We start from the raw sequence: 19496 nt of genomic DNA on the forward strand, positions 1-19496 counted from the left end.
CTCAAGAAATCAGTTTTTCCAGATCATCGAGGGATAGACGTTTGAGGGCCTCCAGGGATTTAGCCAATTCGTCCTGAACCGGCGATAAATCGACGCGCAACGCTTCGATGCGGGTGCAGAACGCTTGCAGGGTGTCGGCTTCGAACAGTTCCTTGAGCGGCACCTTGTCACCCAGCCGTTCCTTGATCCGGGTCACTACCAGCGTCGCCAGCAACGAATGCCCGCCCAACTGGAAGAAATTGTCCGTCAGACCGACGCGCTCGACGTCCAGCACCTCTTGCCAGACGGTCGCCACTTCCCATTGCAGATCGGTGCGCGGCGCTTCGTAACGCTGCGGCGTCGGATGGCCGCCCAGCGCCAGCAGGGCCTTGCGATCGAGCTTGCCATTGGGGGTCAGCGGCAGCGCGTCGATCACGTGCAGATGGCTCGGCACCATGTGCGCCGGCAAACGATTGGCCAGGGCCGCCCGCAGGCTTTCCCCCAACGATAAATTGCCCGGTTGGCTCGCTACGACGTAGGCATGCAGGTGTTTACCCGCCGCGCCCTCCTGCGCCAGCACCACGGCTTCGCGCACCTGGGGCTGTTCCAGCAATCGGGCTTCGATCTCGCTCAGCTCGATGCGGAAGCCGCGAATCTTCACCTGATGGTCGGCACGACCGATGTACTCAATCGTGTCGTCTGGCCCCCGGCGCACCAGATCGCCGGTGCGATACAACCGCTCACCATGAGTGGCGAACGGGTCCGGTACGAAGCGTTCCGCAGTCAGGCCGGGACGCAGCAGATAACCGCGGGTCACACCGGCACCGGCCAGGTACAACTCGGCGGCCAACCCGGCTGGCAGCACTTGCAACTGACTGTCGAACAGGTAGGCCACGGTGTTGTCCAGCGGCCGCCCGATGTTCGCCCGGCCGTTGGCGGTGCGCAGCGTGAAGGTCGAATAGGTGGTGTCTTCCGACGGCCCGTACAGGTCATAAACCTGCTTGACCGAGGTGCTGGCGTACAGCGTATCGACCAGCGTCTGCTTGAGCGGCTCGCCGGCCAGATTGATGGTGGTGACCGACGCCGGAATCTGCCCGGCCCGTTGCAGCGCGGCAATTGCCGAAGGCACTGTGTTGATCAGCGTCACCCGCTCACGGGCCGGTAACTCGGACAGCGCCAGGGCGTTGTCCGCCAGCACCATGCAACCGCCGCTGGCCAGGGTGACGAAAATCTCCCACACCGACAGGTCGAAGCAGATCGAGGTCGAAGCCAGCACGCCACGCAGCTGCTCATCGCGGTAAACACCCTGCGACCACTGGATCAGCGCCGCGAGGTTAGCGTGGGTGATCGCCACCCCTTTGGGTTTGCCGGTGGAGCCGGAGGTGTAAATCACGTAGGCCAGGTTCTGCGACACGATCTGGCTGACCGGCGCCGTGGACGGATACCCGGCGAGCCATTCGGCGCCCTCTTCGACCAACAGCACTTGCGACGGCAACGCCTCGGGCAACATCGCCTGCAACGCGGCTTCGGTCAGCAGCACCGTTGCGCAACTGTCCTCGAGCATGTGCAGCAAGCGCTCTTGCGGATACTCCGGGTCCAGCGGCACGTAAGCACCGCCGGCCTTGAGGATCGCCAGCAGCCCGACCAGCATGTCCGGCGTGCGGCGCATGCACACGCCCACCCGCACTTCTGGCCCGACACCCAGCGCTTGCAGCTTGTGCGCCAGTCGATTGGCCCGGGCGTCGAGGGTGCGGTAATCGAGGGTTTGCTCGGCAAACAACAGCGCAGCAGCCTGCGGTTGATGTTGTACCTGCGCGTCGATCCGCTCGACCACGTTGCGCGAATCCAGCGCCGTGATCGCAGCCTTGCCCCAGTCGACAGCCGCTTGACGCGGGGCGCCGTCCAGCAGTTGCAACACGCCCAGAGGCTGCGAAGCATCCGCCATGAATTGCATCATCAGGCCTTCGAGCTGGGTGCTCAGGTCGGCGATGGTGGCGTGATCGAAACAGGCCTGGTCGAAGCTCAAGCCCAGGGTCAACTCGCGACCGGTAACCGCCACCAGTGTCAACGGATAGTTCGTTTGCTCTTGACGCTCGATGGCCGAAAACTCGAGACCGGTGGCAGAGCCTTGGGCCAGGGCTTCAGCCATCGGGTAGTTCTCGAACACCAGAATGCTGTCGAACAGCGCGCCCGCGCCCTGCCCGGCCCAGCGCTGGATATCGTAGAGCGGCGTGTGTTCATGTTCGCGCAGGGCCAGGTTGAGGCTCTGCACCTGCTGAATCCATTGCCCGACCGGGATCTCGGCGGACGGCGCAGCCACCACCGGCAAGGTATTGATGAACAGGCCGATCTGCTGCTCGACGCCGGGCAAGTCCGTCGGCCGACCGGCCACCGTGGCGCCGAAGGCCACGGTGTCCTGACCGGTATAGCGCTGCAACAGCACCAGCCACGCGGCTTGCATCAGGCTATTGAGGGTGACCTTCTGCTCGCGGGCGAAGCGGTTCAGGTCGCCGGTTTGTTGTTCGCTGAACACATGTTGGTAATCGGCATAACCGCTGGCCGGCGTCTGACTGACCGGCATGGCGCTGCTCAGGCGGGTCGGTTCCTGAAGGTCAGCCAATGCCGACGTCCAGAACTCGCGACTGGCCTGAGTATCGCGCTGGCCCAGCCACTCAATGTAATCACGATAACGACCCGGAGCCGCCGCCGGGGTCATGCCGGCATAGCGTTGCAACACCTCGCCAAACAACTGCGAGGTGCTCCAGCCATCCATCAAGATGTGATGACTGGTGTAGATCAAGTGATGCTGCGCCTCACCGGTTCGCACCAGCAGCACGCGCAACAGCGGCGCCTGGTCCAGTTCGAAACCGGCGGCCAGATCCTCCCGAGCCAACTGATCGAGCGCTGCGTGAAGGTCATCACGACCGCGCCAGTCTTGCACGGTCATGGGCATCGACACCGTCTGCCTTACAATCTGCACCGGCGCGTCGGCGTCCTCGGGCCAGACGAATACCGTGCGCAAAATCTCATGAGCCTCCAGCGTCTGCTGCCAGGCCTGGCGGAAACGCTCGGTGTCCAGCTGCCGCACATCGACCCGTAACTGGTTGGTGTAGGCCGGGCCGTCCGGCTCGTTGAGGCTGTGGAACAGGATGCCCTGTTGCATTGGCGACAACGGATAGAGATCGCTGATCTCCTGTGCCGGTACCGGCAGCGCCGACAGTTGCGCCTGCGTCAGGCGCACCAGATTGAAGTCCGACGGCGTGACCCCGGCATGCTCACCGCCAGTGCAATGTTCGATCAGCCGTTCCAGTTCATGGCGATAAGCATCGGCCAGCGCCTGAATGGTGTGCGGGCGGTACATGCCTTGGCCGAACGTCCAGCTCAATTCCAGCTCGCCGCCATAGACCTGGCCATCGACGCTCAGCCAGTTGCCCAAGGGCGCATCTTCATTCTGATGCTCGCCAGTGCTTTCGGCAGTCGGCATGAACAGTGCGCCGTCAGCGGCACTGAACGCATTGTCGAACTGGCCCAGGTAGTTGAAGGTGATGCGCGGCGGCGACAATTCCCGTAGCGGTTCGAAGCCTGCGAGGTAGCGCAGCACGCCGTAGCCGATGCCTTTGCCCGGCACAGCTCGCAGTTGTTCCTTGATCGCGCACAGCGAAATGCCCGGCTCTGCCTGTGGGGTCAGCCGCACAGGAAACAGGCTGCTGAACCAGCCAACGGTGCGACTCAAATCCAGGTCGTCGAACAAGTCTTCGCGACCGTGGCCTTCGAGCTGGATCAGCACCGAATCCTGTTCGCTCCAGTCACACAGCACCCGCGCCAGGGCCGTCAGCAGCAAATCGTTGATCTGGGTGCGATAGGCGGCCGGCGCCACTTTGAGCAGTGCGTGGGTCAGTGTCTTGTTCAGGCGAGAAGTGGCCTGAGCGGCTTGGCGATGAGTCTGGACGGTCTCAGGGAAATCCCTCGGCAAGTCGCTGTTGCCGCCCTCCAGCGTGCGCTGCCAGTAGTCGCGCTCGGCCTTCAAACTATCGCTCTGCCCATAACGGTGCAGGTGTTGCGCCCAAGCCTGAAGCGAACTGCTTTTGCCCGGCAGGACCATCGTCTTGCCCGCCGCCGACGCGGTGTAAGCCTGCTGCAAATCCTCCAGCAATACTCGCCAGGACACGCCATCCACCACCAGGTGATGGATCACCAGCAGCAACCGTTGTGTAGCGTCAGGCAGGTTCACCAGCACCGCGCGCACCAGCCGGCCCTGTTGTAAGTCGAGACTGCGCTGGGCTTCGGTGGCCAGCGCTGGCAAATCGGCCAGGTCGTCCAGTGTTCGCACCCACAACAGGTCTGTGTGGCGCTGCGTCTGGAACGTCGCCTGCCAAGTCTCGCCCGATGCCTGGAAACGCAGGTTCAGCGCATCGTGCTGCTCGATCAGAGCGACCAATGCGTTGTACAGATGGGTCGCGTCGAGGGGGATTTGCGGTTGCAACATCACCGACTGGTTCCAGTGGTGACGCTGAGGAATGTCGGTCTGGAAGAAGCGCGCCTGGATCGGCAGCAACGGCAATTCGCCGCTGGTCTTTTGCGCGACGCTGGCGGCCGGTTTGCTCTCGATCAGTTTGGCCACCGCCGCCAACTGGCCGATGGTTTGCTTCTCGAACAGTTGCTTGGGGCTCAGCTTGATGCCCTGGCGTTTGGCCCGGGCTATGATTTGCAGGCTGAGGATCGAATCGCCGCCCAGCTCGAAGAAGTTGTCGGTGCTGCCCACCTGTTCAAGCTTCAGGACATCGGCCCAGATCGCGGCAAGCTTCTGTTCGACCTCGCCCACCGGTGCGACAAATTGCAGCGTCACCAGCCCCGGCGCCGGCAAGGCACGCTTGTCCAGTTTGCCGTTGGCGGTCAGCGGCAGGCGCTCCAGCACCACGATCTGCGCCGGCACCATGTACTCCGGCAGGCAGGCCTGTAACTGCTGGCGCAGGTCGTCGACATTCAGCGCCAGGTCAGGCGCGGCCACGCAGTACGCTACCAGTTGCAGGCGCGTTTCATCACCGTCCAGTGGCAAGGCCAATACTGCGGCCTCGCTTACGCCGCTCAGGCCCAGCACTACCCGGGCGACTTCCGCCGGCTCCACCCGATAGCCACGCACTTTGACCTGATCGTCGGCACGACCGATGAATTCCAGTGCGCCCTGACGGTTACGGCGCACCCGGTCACCGCTGCGGTACACCCGCGCGCCGACGGCGCCAAACGGATCCGGCAGGAAGCGTTCGGCGGTCAGCCCCGGCTGCCCAAGGTAACCCAGCGCCACGCTGTCGCCGCCGATGTACAGCTCGCCCGCCACCTGATCGGCGACCGCGTTGAGCACATCGTCCAGCACGTAGACATGCGCACCCGACAACGGGCGTCCGACCGGCACGCCGCGGGCACCCGAGTCGAGATCCTTGAGCTCATGGGTCAACACACCGACCGTGGTTTCACTCGGGCCATAGTGGTTGATGAAGCGGCAGCCCGGTTTGAGTCGCCGCACCTGTTCCAGCAATGCCGGCGAGCAGGCCTCGCCACCCACGATCAGTGCGTGTTGCGGCAACACATCGACGGCCCGGGAGGCCTGCATCAGCGCCGCCAAATGCCCCGGCACGATCTTCAACACGCCCACTTGGTGCTCAGCCATGTAATCGGCAAACCGGTCCGGGTCGAAGCCCAGCTCTTCGGGCAATACATGCAGCAAGCGACCAGAGCACAGGGCACCAAACAGCACGGTAAACCCCAGGTCCGCGGCAATGGTCGAGACCAGCGCCATGCTCGCCGCTGGCTCCAGCGCCAGACGTTCCAGCGCACCGCGCACGTAACTGGCCAGGGCGCCGTGGCTCACCAACACGCCTTTGGATTGACCGGTGGAGCCAGATGTGTGAATCACATAGGCCGCGGCATCCGCCGACACCGTCAGCGAAGGCTTCGTCGTCGACTGGTCCTGCCAGCGTTCGGGGGCGAAGGCCAGCCCTTGGCAACCGGCGACCGCCAGAGTGCTTTCCCGCGCGTCGCCTGCGGCACACAGCAGGACTTTCGCCTGCGCGCCTGCGAGCATCTGCTTCAAACGTGCGGCCGGCGCCTTGACGTCCAGCGGCATGTACACCGCCCCGGCCTTGATCACCCCTAACACACAGGTCAGCCATTCCAGGGAGCGCTCCATCAGCACCGCCACGGGTTGCCCGTTTTGCACGCCTTGCGCACGCAGGTAGTGGGCCAGGCGATTGGCGTCCTGATCCAGCGTCTGGAAACTCAAGGTTCGTTCAAGGCAGCGTGCGGCCAGTGCCTCAGGCTGTGCAGCAACTTGACGATCCCATTGCTGCAACACCGACTCCGCCGGCTGCCGCGGCGTCAGCGCCGGTGGTACTGGCGTGGTTGCAAGACTGTGCAGCGGCGCCTGCGGAGCGCTGAGCAATTCGCGGAAAAGACCGAGCAGCGTCGGGATAAACCCTTCGATGGTCGAGTGCTGGTACAAGTCGCTGGCGTAGGTCATTTGCCCGTGGATCAGCGTGCCGTCATCGGTGATGTCCAGCGCCAGATCGAAGTGCGTGCCTGCTTTGTCCAGCGGATACTCGGTGACGCTCAGGCCCGGCAGGTTCATCGCACGCTGGGTCTGCATGCCGACGTTCTGGTTGAACTTGGCCTGGAACAACGGGTTATGCCCCAGGGTTCGCTCGGGCACCAGTTCATCCACCAGTTGCTCGAACGGCAGCTCTTGATGGGCCTGGGCACCGAACGATGCTTCCCGGACCCGGGCCAGCAAATCGTCGAAGCTGCCGCGCTCATCGACCTGGCAACGCAGTACCTGAGTGTTGACGAAGAAGCCGATCAGCCCTTCGACCTCGGAGCGCCCACGGTTGGCATTGGGCACGCCGACGCGAATATCGCGCTCGCCGCCAAGTCGCGACAGGAACAGCGAAAACCCGGCCAGCACCAGCATGAACAAACTGATGCCTTTAGCCCGGGCAAAGCCGTTCAACTGCCGGGACAGGTCCGCACCGAAATCAAAGCTCAGGGTCTGGCCTTCGAAACTCTGGGTCAGCGGCCGGGGAAAATCCGCCGCCACGTCCAGCAGCGGATGTTCTTCACCCAACTGCTGGCGCCAGTAATCGAGTTGCCGCTCGCCCTCGCCGGCCTCCAGCCAGCGGCGCTGCCAGATCGCGTAGTCGGCGTACTGCAGCGGCAACGCCGGCAACTGCGGTGCGCGCTCCAGGCTGAAGGCCTGATAGCACTGCACGAATTCCTTGACCATGACGTCCATCGACCAGCCATCGGAGACGATGTGGTGCATGCTCACGATCAGCACATGTTCATCGTCCGCCAGACGGAACAGGCTGGCCCGCAGCAATGGCCCGTGGAGCAAATCGAACGGCTGCGCGGCTGCTTCCTCAACCTGCTGCGCCAGCTCGGCTTCACGCTCTTGCATGGCGACGTTCGACAGATCGACGCGTTGCAGCGCCACGCTCTGCTGGTCGAGGATGATCTGGCTCGGCTGGTCATTGTCAGTCTGGAACACCGTGCGCAGCACTTCATGGCGCGCCACCAGATGATCGAAGGAACGCAACAGCGCAGCCTCGTTCAACTGCCCGTGCAAGCGCAGACCGGCGGCCATGTTGTACGCGGCGCTCTGCGGGTCGAGCTGCCACAGAAACAGCAGACGTTGTTGGGCGAACGAGAGCGGGATCACCGCGCAGTCGTGACGACTGACCGGCAGCGGCAGCAGGCTGAAGTCCTTGCCCTCCTCGCGCAGTTTGGCGAGAAACAGTCGACGTTGCTCCAGCGGCAAACCGACGAACCTTTTAGCGATACGCTCCGCCATATTGCCGCTCATACTTCAACTCCCTCCAAAGAACTCATGAACTGATCCATGTCGGACCAGTCGTTATCGCTTGCACCGCCGGCCAGCGCGGCCAACTCCAGCGCCAGATCGCCCAGCAGCGGTGTCTCGAACAGGCTGCGCAACGGCAGCACCACGCCCAATTGGCTTTTGATCCGTGCGATCACTTGCGCGGCCAGCAACGAATGCCCGCCCAACTCGAAGAAATGGTCATCGACCCCGACCCGTGACACTTGCAGCACCTCGATCCAGATCTGCGCCAGAGCCTGTTCGGTGTCGGTTTGCGGGGCGCGATAGCTGCTCTGCAATTGGCTCGGATCGGGGGTCGGCAAAGCCTTGCGGTCGAGTTTGCCGCTGGGGGTCAGGGGCAGTCGCGGCAACAGCAGCAAGTGGCCGGGCACCATGTAGTCCGGCAGGTTGTTCTGCAGCGAAGTTCTGGCTTGCTGACGCACAATCGCCTGCTCCGCCGCGCTGCCGAGCACGCTCTGATCGACCACCAGATACGCCACCAGTTGTGGCCCGCCGACCAGGGGCAAAGCCAGCACCACCGCCTCACGAATCCCCGGGCATTGCTGCAACCGCGACTCGATTTCTCCCAACTCAATGCGGAACCCGCGAATTTTCACTTGGTGATCGACGCGGCCGATGTACTCCACCGCGCCGTCGTCCCGCAGCCGGGCACGGTCGCCGGTGCGGTACAGACGCTCGCCGACCGCGAACGGATCGGCAATAAACCGCTGGGCGCTGAGCGTCGGTTGCCGGTGATAACCACGGGCCAGGCCCGGCCCGCCGATGTACAACTCGCCCACCGCCCCTTGCGGCAACAGATTCAAATCATCGTCGAGCACGTACAGCCGGCGGTGCTCCAGACCGTGACCGATCGGAATGCCACGCCACGACACCGCCTCGGCGGTCAATGCACTGCAATCGTGGAGAGTCGAAACCACCGTCGCCTCGGTCGGGCCATAAGTGTTGAGCAAACGCACATGACCCAATCCGGCGCGTTGCCACAGGCGCAGCCCCTCCACCGCCATCGCCTCGCCACCCACATGAATCTGGCGCAAGACACCGAAATGGACAGGCGGATTGGCCGCGTAATCCTGCACCACCGAATACCAATAAGCGGCCGGCAAATCCGCCAGGGTAATGCCCTGTTCGACGATCACCTGATGCAAGGTCGCACTGTCCCACAGGGCCGCATCGCGCAGGACCACACAGGCGCCATGGCACAGCGGCGGGAAGAATTGCTCGACGAAACCGTCAAAACTGCTGGTGGCGAATTGCAGGACGCGATCGCCTTCGCGCAAATCGCTGTAGTCGATCGCCCGCGCGATGAATTCACTCAGCGCACCGTGACTGACGGCCACGCCCTTCGGCCGGCCGGTGGAGCCGGAGGTGTAGATCACGTACGCGAGGTTCTGCGGATCTACCGTCACTTGCAGATTGTTTTCACTCGCAGCGTCGCTGTCCGGCAGTCGGTCCAGACACAGGCAATCGATGCCATCGAGCGCCGGCAAACTGCTCAGCAGCGGGCTCTCGGTCAGTACCAGTTTCAGTCCACTGTCATCGAGCACATGGCGCAAGCGTTCGGCCGGGGTGTGCGGGTCCAGCGGCACATAGGCGCCACCGGCCTTGAGCACGGCCAGCAATGCCACGGCCAGCTCCAGCGAACGCCCCAACGCCACACCGACCAGCACATCAGGGCCGACGCCTTTGGCGCGTAACTGATGGGCCAAGCGATTGCTGCGAGCATTCAGTTCGGCATAGCTGAGTGAGGGCGATTGCTTGCTCGCCAGAATCACAGCAGTGGCCTCGGGAGTGCGCACTACCTGGGCTTCGAACAGTTGTGGCATACCGGGCAGCAGCGCCGGGTTGGCGACGGGTTGAATCAAGCGCTCGCGCTCATCCGTGCCGAGCATCGCCACCTCGCCCAGCGGTTGTTGCGGATCACGGCAGACCGACACCAGCACGTTGTGCCAATGCTCGGCCAACGCGGCGATGGTCGGTGCGTCGAAGAGGTCGGTGGCGTAAGTGAACGCGGCGAACAGTTGCTCGCCCTCCTCCCGGGTGTCGAGCATCAGGTCGCTGGTGGCCGCATGTTGACGTCCACTGCCGGCCAGTTGCTGCTCACTCAGATAGCCGACCTGCAAACCGCAATCGAGCCGCACGTCCTGCAGATCGGTCACCAGTGGCTGGTGGTTGAACATCACCTGAAACAACGGATTGTGACTCTGGCTGCGGGCCGGTTGCAGGGCTTCGATCAACGCGTCGAACGGCAGTTCCTGATGGGCCTGGGCGCCAAGCGCTGCTTGACGCAAGCTCTGCAGCAGGTCGCTGAAACGGGTTTGAGGCGTGACCTCGCTGCGCAGGATCTGGGTATTGACGAAGAAGCCGATCAGGCCTTCGGTTTCACTGCGGGTGCGGTTGGCGATCAAGCCGCCGACGCGAATGTCGGTCTGGTCGCTGTAGCGGTGCAGCAAGGTTTTGAAAGCCGCCAGCAGTACCACGAACAGCGTCACGCCCTGGCGCTGGGCGAGGGTTTTCAGGTTTTGGCGCAGGGCCCCATCGATGATGTTCTCCAGACGTGCGCCCTGGTGGCTGGACTGGGCCGGATAGGCACGATCGGTGGGCAATTCGAGGATCGGAGGCTCTTCACCCAACTGCGTTTCGCCCAACTGCGTGCGCCAGTAATCGAGCTGGCGCTCGCGTTCCCCGGCTTCCAGCCAACTGCGCTGCCACAGGGCATAGTCGCGGTAGTGCACGGTCAGTTCCGGCAAGGTCGGTTGCCGCCCCGCGACCAGCCCATCGTAGGTGCGCATGAACTCATCGATCAGAATGTTCATCGACCAGCCATCGGCAATGATGTGATGCAACGTCAGCAGCAACACGTGCTCCTGTTCGGCCAGACGCAACAGGCGAAGGCTCAGCAGCGGGCCCTGTTGCAAATCGAAGGCCTGAGTGGCTTCAGCCATCATGTGCTGTTGCGCCTGCGGCCAGCGCCGATCTTCAGGCAAGGCACTCAGATCGTTGATCGCCAGTGTCAGGTCTCGGGGTTCGGCCACTCGCTGGAATGCACGCTCGCCCTCCTGGCCGAAGGTGGTGCGCAGGCACTCATGACGCGCGACAAGCAGGCTGAACGCGCGCTCCAGCGCCTCGGTTTGCAACGCACCGCTCAGGCGCACCGCCATCGGCAGGTTGTATGCCGCGCTTTGCGGGTCCAGCTGCCAGAGGAACCACATCCGCTGCTGGGCATAGGACAGGCCGTCACGCTCACCGACCCCGACACAACAGGTCATGGGAAGCTGCGCAAAATCGATGCCTTCGCGGGCCATGCCGGCCAGAAACAAGCGGCGCTTGTCCTGTGGCAGTTCGATAAAACGGCGGGCGAGTTTCTGTGCGTCTGCGGCATTCATGCATGGGGTCCTTGCTGATCGGCGGCGTGACCAGGAGGCCCGGTCGTATCAACAAGAACGAATGGCTAGCGCGATGATTTAGCGGCACCGACAAACGCGGCCAGTCAGTTGAGGTGCAGAACCTGTGGGAGCGGGCTTGCTCGCGAAGAGGGCGTGTCAGTCGATATTAATGTTGCCGGGCACACCGCTTTCGCGAGCAAGCCCGCTCCCACAGGTTCCGCACCAGGCATTAGACCGAGCAGTGGACAGCGCAACAAAAACGCCGAAGCCGGTGCAAGACTGGCTTCGGCGACAGGCGCGTCAAGGACTGTTCAGATCAGCGCGCGTCCTGGGAGTGCCCTTCAGCCATCGCGACAATCACCTTGCGCTTGCCTTCGAACGGCGCGCGGGCGTGGGCCGAGAGCATGTTGTCGAGCATCAGCACATCGCCCTCCTGCCAGGGAAAGCTGATGGCGCAGTCATCGAGCACCGCACGAATTTCACTGAGCACCTCATCCTCGATGGGCGAGCCGTCGCCGTAGTAGACGTTACGCGGCAGGTCTTCTTCATCGACGATGTCCAGCAGGGTTTCGCGCACCTCTGGTTGAAGGTTGGATATGTGGAACAGGTGCGCCTGATTGAACCAGACCCTGTCGCCGGTCACCGGATGACACGCCACCGCCTGGCACGTCTGGCGAGTGCGCAATTCTCCGTCGTCCTTCCATTCGCAAATGATACCGTGGGCCTTGCAGTAGGCCTCGGCCACCTCGCGGTCTTCGGTGTTGAACACTTGCTCCCAGGCCACGTCCAGCCCGTTGCCGAAATTGCGCACGTACATCAGGCCTTTGCTGATGAAGCGCTCGCGGATTGCGACAGGGATGCGACGATAGACTTCACGGCTGTCAGCAATCGGCGTTTCACCGCCCGAGGTGGCGGCGATCATGCTGTAGAACCAGATTTTCATCGGCCAATCCCGGGAATAGGCCTGCTCGTTGTGCAACGGGATGCTCTGATGCGCCGGGTATTCGGTAGAGGTGTAGACCCCTTGCGTGACGTTGGTGCGCGGCGTCGAACCGAACTCGTAATTGAGCAGCGGATGGCCGAAGCCGGCGGCGAATTGGCGGAACTGCTCGGCACCGTCCAACTGGAACCCGCGAAACAGAATGCCGCCATCACGCAGCAAATGCTCATCCACCAACTCATTCAATTCATCGAACACCGCCAACAGGCTGGTATTCGGCTCGGTCGCTTCCACCAACAGCGGCAAGCGACCCCGCGCCGGCAGCAACGGCCGAACGGCAAAACCCACGGCAACACCCATGACGGGCCTCCTGTTAACACTCGATAAAGCGAACCGCGCGCGCTAAAAAACCGGCGCGGCCAACTGCGCATGACGCCGGTGATGGACTTCCAGATGATTCTTGATAATTCGCAGCACCTTGGCTTCATGCTCATGAATGAAGAAATGGCCGCCGGTCATCATGTCCACCGAGAAACTGCCCAGGGTTTCCTGGCTCCAGCCGATCAATTGCTCGGTGGTGGCCCTGTCTTCCTTGCCGCCGAGCACGTGCACGGGGCACTTAAGCAGCGGACGCTGCATCGGTCGGAAGCGCCCGCAGAGCATGAAATCGGCGCGCAGAATCGGCAGCATCAGGCTCATCAACTCCTGATTGGCCAACACCTCCTCGCTGGTGCCTTGGAAGGTGCGCAGCTGCTCGATCAACTGTTCGTCACTTTGGGGTTCGGCGAAGCCACGGTCATAGTCGCTGCGCATCGTCGGGGCGGCCGTGCCAGAAGCAAACAGCGCCACCGGCTCCGCAGCGCCGAGGGCACGAAAGGCGTGGGCCATCTCGCAGGCCAGCAACGCCCCCAGGCTGTGACCGAACAAGGCATAGGGGCCATGCAGGGACGGCTTGTGTTCCCTGGCCAACTGCAGGGCCAGGGCGCGCATGTCGGTCTGCAAGGGTTCGTCATAACGAACGCCCCGCCCCGGCAACTCCACCGGCTGCAAGTGCAGCCACGGCGGCAACTGGCGCCGCCAGCGGCTATAGACCATGGCGCTGGCGCCCGAATAGGGCAGGCACAGCAGTGTCAGCTTTGTCACCGCATTTACCTCGATTGGTTATCTGTTTAGGAGAACGGATGAGTTGTGATCAGAATTAGTCTGTTGGATGGATAAGCTACCTGCGGTTTGCCGGCAAATGAACTCTCTGGGGCTCAAACCGGTCAGCTAGTTAGATCCTCATTCCCGGAGCACGGCGGCAATGGTTGATCCGTTCGAACGACAAAGCGCCATCGACGCCCACGGCATCATTGGCGACATGCGCAGCGCCGCGCTGGTCAACGACAAGGGCAGCGTGGACTTTTTCTGCTGGCCGGAATTCGACAGTCCGTCGATTTTCTGCGCGCTGCTGGACAGCCCCGAAGCCGGCATCTTCCAACTCGCCCCGGACCTGCCCGACGCTCGTCGCGAACAGATTTACCTGCCCGATACCAACGTCTTGCAAACCCGCTGGCTCAGCGATCACGCGGTGGTCGAAGTCACCGACCTGCTGCCCATCGGCGACAGCGAAGATGATTTGCCGATGCTGATGCGTCGGGTGCGCGTGGTCAGCGGACAAGCGACAATCCGTATGCGCTGCGCCGTGCGACATGACTATGCCCGGGCTCACACCAAGGCCCGCGCACGTGATCGGAGTGTGTATTTCGAGGCCACCGGCCAGCCAGCCATGCAGCTGTGTTCGAATCAATCCTTACGCATCGAGGGCCATGCGGCCGTCGCCCAATTCAGCCTCGAACAGGACCAGAGCGCCGAGTTTTTGCTCGGCGGCGTTGACGATGCGCGCTTCAAGGAAGGGGCCGCCGCGCTGTGCCTGGAGCGCACCCTGAAATTCTGGCGCGACTGGATCGGCCAGTCCAATTATCGCGGTCGCTGGCGAGAAATGGTCAATCGCTCGGCCCTGGCCCTTAAGCTGCTGACCTCGCGCAAACACGGCGCCATCCTCGCCGCCGCCACCTTCGGCCTCCCGGAAACGCCCGGCGGCGAACGCAACTGGGACTACCGCTACACCTGGATCCGCGACGCCTCGTTCACCGTCTATGCCTTCATGCGCCTGGGCTTCGTCGAGGAAGCCAACGCCTATACGCGCTGGTTGCGCGGTCGAGTCAGGGATTGTCACGGCAAAACCATGAAACTCAACATCCTCTACGCCATCGATGGCCGTCAGGAACTGCCGGAAGTTGAACTTCCACACTTGGCCGGTCACGGTGGCGCGACACCGGTACGCATCGGTAATCAAGCCTACGATCAAATCCAGCTCGACATCTTCGGCGAGCTGTTGGACGCGGTGTATCTGGTCAATAAGCACGGTGAAGCGATTTCCCATGAAGGCTGGAAACACACCGTGGAAGTGGTCGATCAGGTCTGCGCAACCTGGCAGCAAAAAGACGTCGGCATCTGGGAAATGCGCGGCGAGCAGTATCATTTCCTGCACTCGCGACTGATGTGTTGGGTGGCGGTGGACCGCGCTATCCGGCTAGCCTCCAAACGTTCGCTGCCCGCCCCGTTCGCCCGCTGGGACCAGACCCGTCAAGCGATCTACACCGACATCTGGAGCAATTTCTGGAACGAAGAACGCGGGCATTTCGTCCAGCACATCGGTGGCACCGGCCTCGACGGCTCGATGCTGCTGATGCCGCTGGTGCGCTTCGTCAGCGCCAAGGATCCGCGCTGGATAGCGACCCTCGAAGCCATCGAGAAAACCCTGGTGCGCGCAGGCATGGTCTACCGCTACCGCAACGACGATGGCCGGATCGACGGCCTGCCCGGTACCGAAGGCGCCTTCGCCGCGTGCTCGTTCTGGTACGTCGAATGCCTGGCCCGGGCCGGCCAGGTGGAGAAGGCCCACCTGGAATTCGAGCAATTGCTGAAGTACGCCAACCCGTTGGGGCTGTATGCCGAAGAATTCGACAGCCATGCCCGACATCTGGGCAACACACCACAAGCACTGACGCACCTGGCGCTGATCAGCGCGGCAAGTTTCCTGAACAGAAAGTTGAGCGGGGAGAAAAATTTTTGGCAGCCTTGAGACCGGGTCGTCTTCTTCGCTACTACAGATGTACACCGTTCAACTGTGGGAGCGGGCTTGCTCGCGAAGGCGATTTCACATTCAACATTGATGTCGCCTGACACACCGCTTTCGCGAGCAAGCCCGCTCCCACAGGGGATCAGCTGTGTGGCGCAGGCTTCGGTACGTCGACGTTATCGAGCACCCGATTCACCGCCAGTTCGGCCAGCATGATGACCTGCTGAATCGCCAGGAGCGTGTGCCGCTGCGGAGCATCGACATAGGCGGCAATGTCGCTGGTCATGACGCTGGCTGAGGCCAGTGATTCGCAAACATGGGCCAGCAGGCTTTCGTTATCCATATCCGGTGCAACCAGAAACATTTTGCTTGGCTTGCGGCCTTCGTTTTTTTTCGGGGTGGGTTTGAGGTAGTGGTCGAGCGCGCGTTCAGCGGCGTCGTGGAGTTTTTTCGAATCGAGGGATTCGTAGGGGGAAACGTTGTCGGTTTCTGGGGGATTGGGACTGTCTTTCATCATGGTGTAACTCCTGACATTCATGAAGCTCACCGCCGTCGTGACCAAACGATGGGTGGTGGGCGGTACGCAGGTTGGTCAACCGGGAAGTCAGGCACCCGGCGCACTCGAAAGTGCCCCGCGCACAGCCCACCGCGAAGCATACCGATAAGCACAAGAAAAAGCGCCGACATGCTCACGTTGGCGCTTGTACGCCTGACATTGCACGGGTGACCAAACCCGGTCGCTGAATTTGCAGCGACCCCCAAAGCCTATCGGCTCCCTTTCCTAACCTACAACCGCCAAAACTCGTCGGAAATATCCCCTTTTACGACGTTTTTTGTAGGACCGAGGCTACGCCTGATTAACTTAAACACGCTCCATCTGACACTGCTGACCTCCTGTGGCGAGGGAGCTTGCTCCCGTTGGGGCGCGCAGCGGCCCTAAAATTTGCAACCCCATTCCTCCAGAAGCACCGCATTTGCTGGCTTTGCGGCCGCTGCGCAGCCGAACGGGGGCAAGCCCCCTCGCCACAGAACCAGGTAGGCCGAACCTACAATCACTAAACAAAACCAGCCCAATCAAGACGCGGTAACGCATTCCTACATCTGGAAATACCTTGTTGCCAGCGCCTACATCCATCCCTACCATCCACGTCAACGGGCACAGCGGAGCTGTCCAACAAAACCCGAATTCAAGGAACCAGAATGACCCAGCGTATCCATCGCAGCATCGACACCCCACTCCGATCAGGCCTGAACCGGGATGAATTATGGGAAGGCCACGACAAAGGCCTGATCAAATGCTGGGAAATCGGCCGCCAACGTGCCGTCCGCTTCCCCGATCTCGCCCAGCAATGCCTCATCGGCGAACTCCCGGTGCTGGGCTGGAAAGGTGGCATCAGCCGCAGCCTGAAAAAACTCGAAAAATACGGATCCCTCAAATACCTCGCCCAATGGCAGGGGTTGCGCGGGGAAGATCTGGATATTGATTTGAGCGCAGAACGGGCGTTGACCTGTTCCAGAACCAAAATGGTCGTGACGTTTACGCCGGATCGGTCGAAGTATTTCAATCAGGTGGCGGACGTGGAAGCTTAAGGAGAAGGACGCATGGTGGACCTGCATCAGGAATTTCAAAACAGCGGTTTCTTCCACGAAGCACGGATTGATCGACGCTCGGCTGACGCACTGGTGGGAATCGCCGCCGGGCTCGCTGCCGACGGTACGATCAACCAGCAGGAAGCCGAGTTTCTAAAGACCTGGATCGAAACTCATTTAAGCCATCTCGGCGATCCGGTGGTGAATATCCTCTACAAACGCCTCGCCGGCATGCTGAGCGACGGCGTGCTTGATGCCGAGGAGTCTGGCGAGCTGTTGGAGATGCTTCACCAGTTTGCAGGCCTGCCGATTGGTTCTGCCCAAACGTTCACTGCGCCGACCAGTCTTCCTCTCGACAACCCGGTGCCCTCTTTAAGTTGGTCTGACCGAGTGTTCCTGTTTACCGGGATCATGGCTTACGGTCCGCGCAAGGAGTGCGAATCACTGATTATTGAACGTGGTGGGTTTATCGGCGGATCCGTCAGCAAGAAGATCCACTATCTAGTGGTAGGCAGCATTGGCAATGACCAATGGCTGCATAGCACCTATGGGACCAAGATCAAAAGAGCTGTCGAACTGAGAGAAAGCGGTGTGCCTATAGCGATCATCAGTGAAGAATATTGGCAAAAGGTGCTGTTCGGATAACCCATTACAGCCTCTATGGAGTGTCCAATGAACAAGGACGTGCAGATCCAATTCACCAAAACTCCAAGTTTGATTCTCGCCTACGAAGCACACGGCCCAACCACCGGCGACCCGGTCATTCTGCTCCACGGCTTCCCCTACTCCCCCCGCGCCTACGACGAAATCGCCCCGGCCCTCGCCGCAAAGGGCTACCGCGTGATCGTCCCGTACCTGCGCGGCTACGGCCCGACCCGGTTCAACAACCCCGACACCCTGCGCTCCGGCCAGCAAGCCGCCCTCGCCCAGGATCTTCTGGACCTGATGGACGCCCTCGCCATCAAACAAGCTGCCCTGTGCGGTTACGACTGGGGTGGTCGGGCGGCGTGCATTGTCGCAGCGCTGTGGCCGGAGCGAGTGCGCTGTCTGGTGACCGGGGACGGTTACAATCTTCAGAACATTCCCCACTCTACCCAGCCTCTGGATCCGGAGACTGAACATCGTCTCTGGTATCAGTACTACTTCCACACCCCGCGCGGTGCTGAAGGTTTGACCCAAAACCGCCGGGCACTGTGCGAACTGCTCTGGACGTTGTGGTCGCCGACCTGGGCCAAAAATGCCGAACGTTATCCCTTGAGCGCGCCAGCCTTCGATAATCCGGATTTCGTCGAGGTGGTGATTCACTCGTACCGACACCGGTTCATGTATGCGCCCGGTGATCCGGCGCTGGAGTGGATGGAAGAAGCGCTGACCCAACAACCGGTGATCAGCGTGCCGACGATTTCCCTGTGCGGCGCCGATGATGGTGTCGGCCCCGCATCTGAAATCGATGAAGACGCCGAGCGTTTTACCGGCCCTTACGAACGCCGGGTACTGGCGGGTGTCGGGCATAACATTGCGGAGGAAGCGCCCGAGGCGACGCTCAAGGCAATACTGGATCTGCTGGTGAGCTGACAGAAAACCGCTCGCGATAGGCTTGCGGCGTTACGCCCATGGCTCGCAGAAAACTGCGGCGCAAAGTCTCTTCACTGCCAAATCCGCATTGCACCGCGACCCGTTTGATCGGCACACCGGTGTCGCTGAGTAGACGTCGCGCGGTTTCGACCCGAATCAGTTCGATGGCCCGCGCCGGGGTCTGGCCGGTGTCGGCACGGTAGTGACGGACGAAGCTGCGCTCGCTCATGCCGGCCTGTAAGGCCAAGGTCGGGATGCCGAGGTCCTTGGTTAGGTTTTCGCTGATCCAGGCATGAAGTTCGTCGAAGCGGTTGCCTTCCTTTTGCAGGGACAGGGTCACGCTGAACTGCGACTGGCCCCCCGGACGCTTGAGAAACACCACCAATTGCCGGGCGACGTCCAGGGCCATGGTTCGGCCGAGGTCTTGTTCGACCATCGCCAGGGCCAGGTCGATGCCCGCGGTGACCCCGGCCGAGGTCCAGACCGGGCCGTCGTTGATGAAAATCGGGTTAGGTTCGACGTGCAGTTTGGGGTGCTGCTGCGCCAATTGTTCGCAGCGGGTCCAGTGCGTGACCACTCGCCTGCCATCGAGCCAACCGCTGGCCGCCAGCAAAAACGCCCCGGTACACACTGACGACACCCGCCGACACCCGGTCCCATGCTCCCGCACCCAAGCCACCAACGGCTCGTCTTGCGCCGCCGCATAAACGCCCCAGCCACCGGCAATGATCAACGTGTCGCTGCCCCGATCCGGCAGCGGCTCAGCCAACAGCGCCAATCCCGCCGACGACATCACCGCCCCGCCGCCGCTGGCAATCACCGACGGCGCATAGGGTGGCGGCAAACCTTGCTGGCGGACAATGTCGTTGGCCGAGGCGAACACCTGCAACGGCCCGGTGACGTCGAGCAGTTGCACGTTGGCAAAGGCCAGCACATGAATGGTTCTCGGGTTGTTTGACATGTTTGGCGTAATTCGTGGGGTTATTGGCGTATACGCCAGATCCTACGAGCCTAGAG

At 62.0% G+C, this 19496-nt stretch carries 10 protein-coding genes; 4 read left to right on the plus strand and 6 right to left on the minus strand.

Features of this window, described 5'->3' with window-relative positions:
- Nucleotide 1 precedes the first annotated feature (1 nt).
- The 4 genes from ABH909_RS23065 to ABH909_RS23080 form a co-directional block, all read right to left on the minus strand.
- On the minus strand, nt 2-7831 hold the full coding sequence (locus ABH909_RS23065; protein WP_429437507.1) for an amino acid adenylation domain-containing protein: 7830 nt from the start codon (nt 7829-7831) through the stop codon (nt 2-4).
- Nucleotides 7828-11250, minus strand: coding sequence for an amino acid adenylation domain-containing protein (locus ABH909_RS23070; RefSeq protein WP_429437509.1), 3423 nt, complete (start codon nt 11248-11250; stop codon nt 7828-7830). The genes ABH909_RS23065 and ABH909_RS23070 overlap by 4 nt, the downstream gene beginning before the upstream one ends.
- A 316-nt stretch (nt 11251-11566) precedes the next feature.
- Complete coding sequence (locus ABH909_RS23075) at nt 11567-12550, minus strand: TauD/TfdA family dioxygenase (RefSeq protein ID WP_429437512.1); 984 nt, start codon at nt 12548-12550, stop codon at nt 11567-11569.
- A gap of 42 nt (nt 12551-12592) precedes the next feature.
- On the minus strand, nt 12593-13333 hold the full coding sequence (locus ABH909_RS23080) for a thioesterase II family protein (RefSeq protein WP_429437515.1): 741 nt from the start codon (nt 13331-13333) through the stop codon (nt 12593-12595).
- Nucleotides 13334-13493: 160 nt separating this feature from the next.
- Between ABH909_RS23080 and ABH909_RS23085 the strand changes: the two genes are divergently transcribed.
- Nucleotides 13494-15317, plus strand: a complete 1824-nt coding sequence (locus ABH909_RS23085; RefSeq protein WP_429437517.1) for a glycoside hydrolase family 15 protein — start codon at nt 13494-13496, stop codon at nt 15315-15317.
- A gap of 139 nt (nt 15318-15456) precedes the next feature.
- On the opposite strand, the gene ABH909_RS23090 is transcribed toward ABH909_RS23085, so the two are convergent.
- Nucleotides 15457-15831 (minus strand): DUF6124 family protein, encoded by a 375-nt coding sequence (locus ABH909_RS23090; RefSeq protein WP_429437520.1) that lies wholly within the window; start codon nt 15829-15831, stop codon nt 15457-15459.
- Between the two features lie 683 nt (nt 15832-16514).
- On the opposite strand from ABH909_RS23090, the gene ABH909_RS23095 reads away from it, so the two are divergent.
- From ABH909_RS23095 to ABH909_RS23105, 3 genes are read left to right on the plus strand one after another with little or no spacing between them, the layout of a single operon-like run.
- Nucleotides 16515-16904: a hypothetical protein gene (locus ABH909_RS23095; protein ID WP_429437523.1), complete on the plus strand. Its 390-nt coding sequence runs from the start codon at nt 16515-16517 to the stop codon at nt 16902-16904.
- Nucleotides 16905-16916: 12 nt separating this feature from the next.
- The gene (locus tag ABH909_RS23100; protein ID WP_429437525.1) at nt 16917-17549 is read left to right on the plus strand and encodes a BRCT domain-containing protein; all 633 of its coding nucleotides are present in this window, start codon (nt 16917-16919) and stop codon (nt 17547-17549) included.
- A 27-nt stretch (nt 17550-17576) separates the two neighbouring features.
- Nucleotides 17577-18479: an alpha/beta fold hydrolase gene (locus ABH909_RS23105; RefSeq protein WP_429437528.1), complete on the plus strand. Its 903-nt coding sequence runs from the start codon at nt 17577-17579 to the stop codon at nt 18477-18479.
- On the opposite strand, the gene ABH909_RS23110 is transcribed toward ABH909_RS23105, so the two are convergent.
- Nucleotides 18448-19440: a GlxA family transcriptional regulator gene (locus tag ABH909_RS23110; RefSeq protein WP_429437531.1), complete on the minus strand. Its 993-nt coding sequence runs from the start codon at nt 19438-19440 to the stop codon at nt 18448-18450. The two genes, ABH909_RS23105 and ABH909_RS23110, sit on opposite strands and share 32 nt — an antisense overlap.
- Nucleotides 19441-19496 lie beyond the last annotated feature (56 nt).

The organism is Pseudomonas sp. BS3782 TE3695, from assembly GCF_050435305.1.
In the GTDB taxonomy this organism is placed as follows: Bacteria; Pseudomonadota; Gammaproteobacteria; order Pseudomonadales; family Pseudomonadaceae; genus Aquipseudomonas.

What these genes read in the sequence shown, in the direction of transcription:
- ABH909_RS23090 (WP_429437520.1), bottom strand. Translation starts at nt 15,831, where the DNA reads ATGATGAAAGACAGTCCCAATCCCCCAGAAACCGACAACGTTTCCCCC.
- ABH909_RS23070 (WP_429437509.1), bottom strand. Translation starts at nt 11,250, where the DNA reads ATGAATGCCGCAGACGCACAGAAACTCGCCCGCCGTTTTATCGAACTG.
- ABH909_RS23105 (WP_429437528.1), top strand. Translation starts at nt 17,577, where the DNA reads ATGAACAAGGACGTGCAGATCCAATTCACCAAAACTCCAAGTTTGATT.
- ABH909_RS23095 (WP_429437523.1), top strand. Translation starts at nt 16,515, where the DNA reads ATGACCCAGCGTATCCATCGCAGCATCGACACCCCACTCCGATCAGGC.
- ABH909_RS23075 (WP_429437512.1), bottom strand. Translation starts at nt 12,550, where the DNA reads ATGGGTGTTGCCGTGGGTTTTGCCGTTCGGCCGTTGCTGCCGGCGCGG.
- ABH909_RS23085 (WP_429437517.1), top strand. Translation starts at nt 13,494, where the DNA reads ATGGTTGATCCGTTCGAACGACAAAGCGCCATCGACGCCCACGGCATC.
- ABH909_RS23100 (WP_429437525.1), top strand. Translation starts at nt 16,917, where the DNA reads ATGGTGGACCTGCATCAGGAATTTCAAAACAGCGGTTTCTTCCACGAA.
- ABH909_RS23065 (WP_429437507.1), bottom strand. Translation starts at nt 7,831, where the DNA reads ATGAGCGGCAATATGGCGGAGCGTATCGCTAAAAGGTTCGTCGGTTTG.
- ABH909_RS23110 (WP_429437531.1), bottom strand. Translation starts at nt 19,440, where the DNA reads ATGTCAAACAACCCGAGAACCATTCATGTGCTGGCCTTTGCCAACGTG.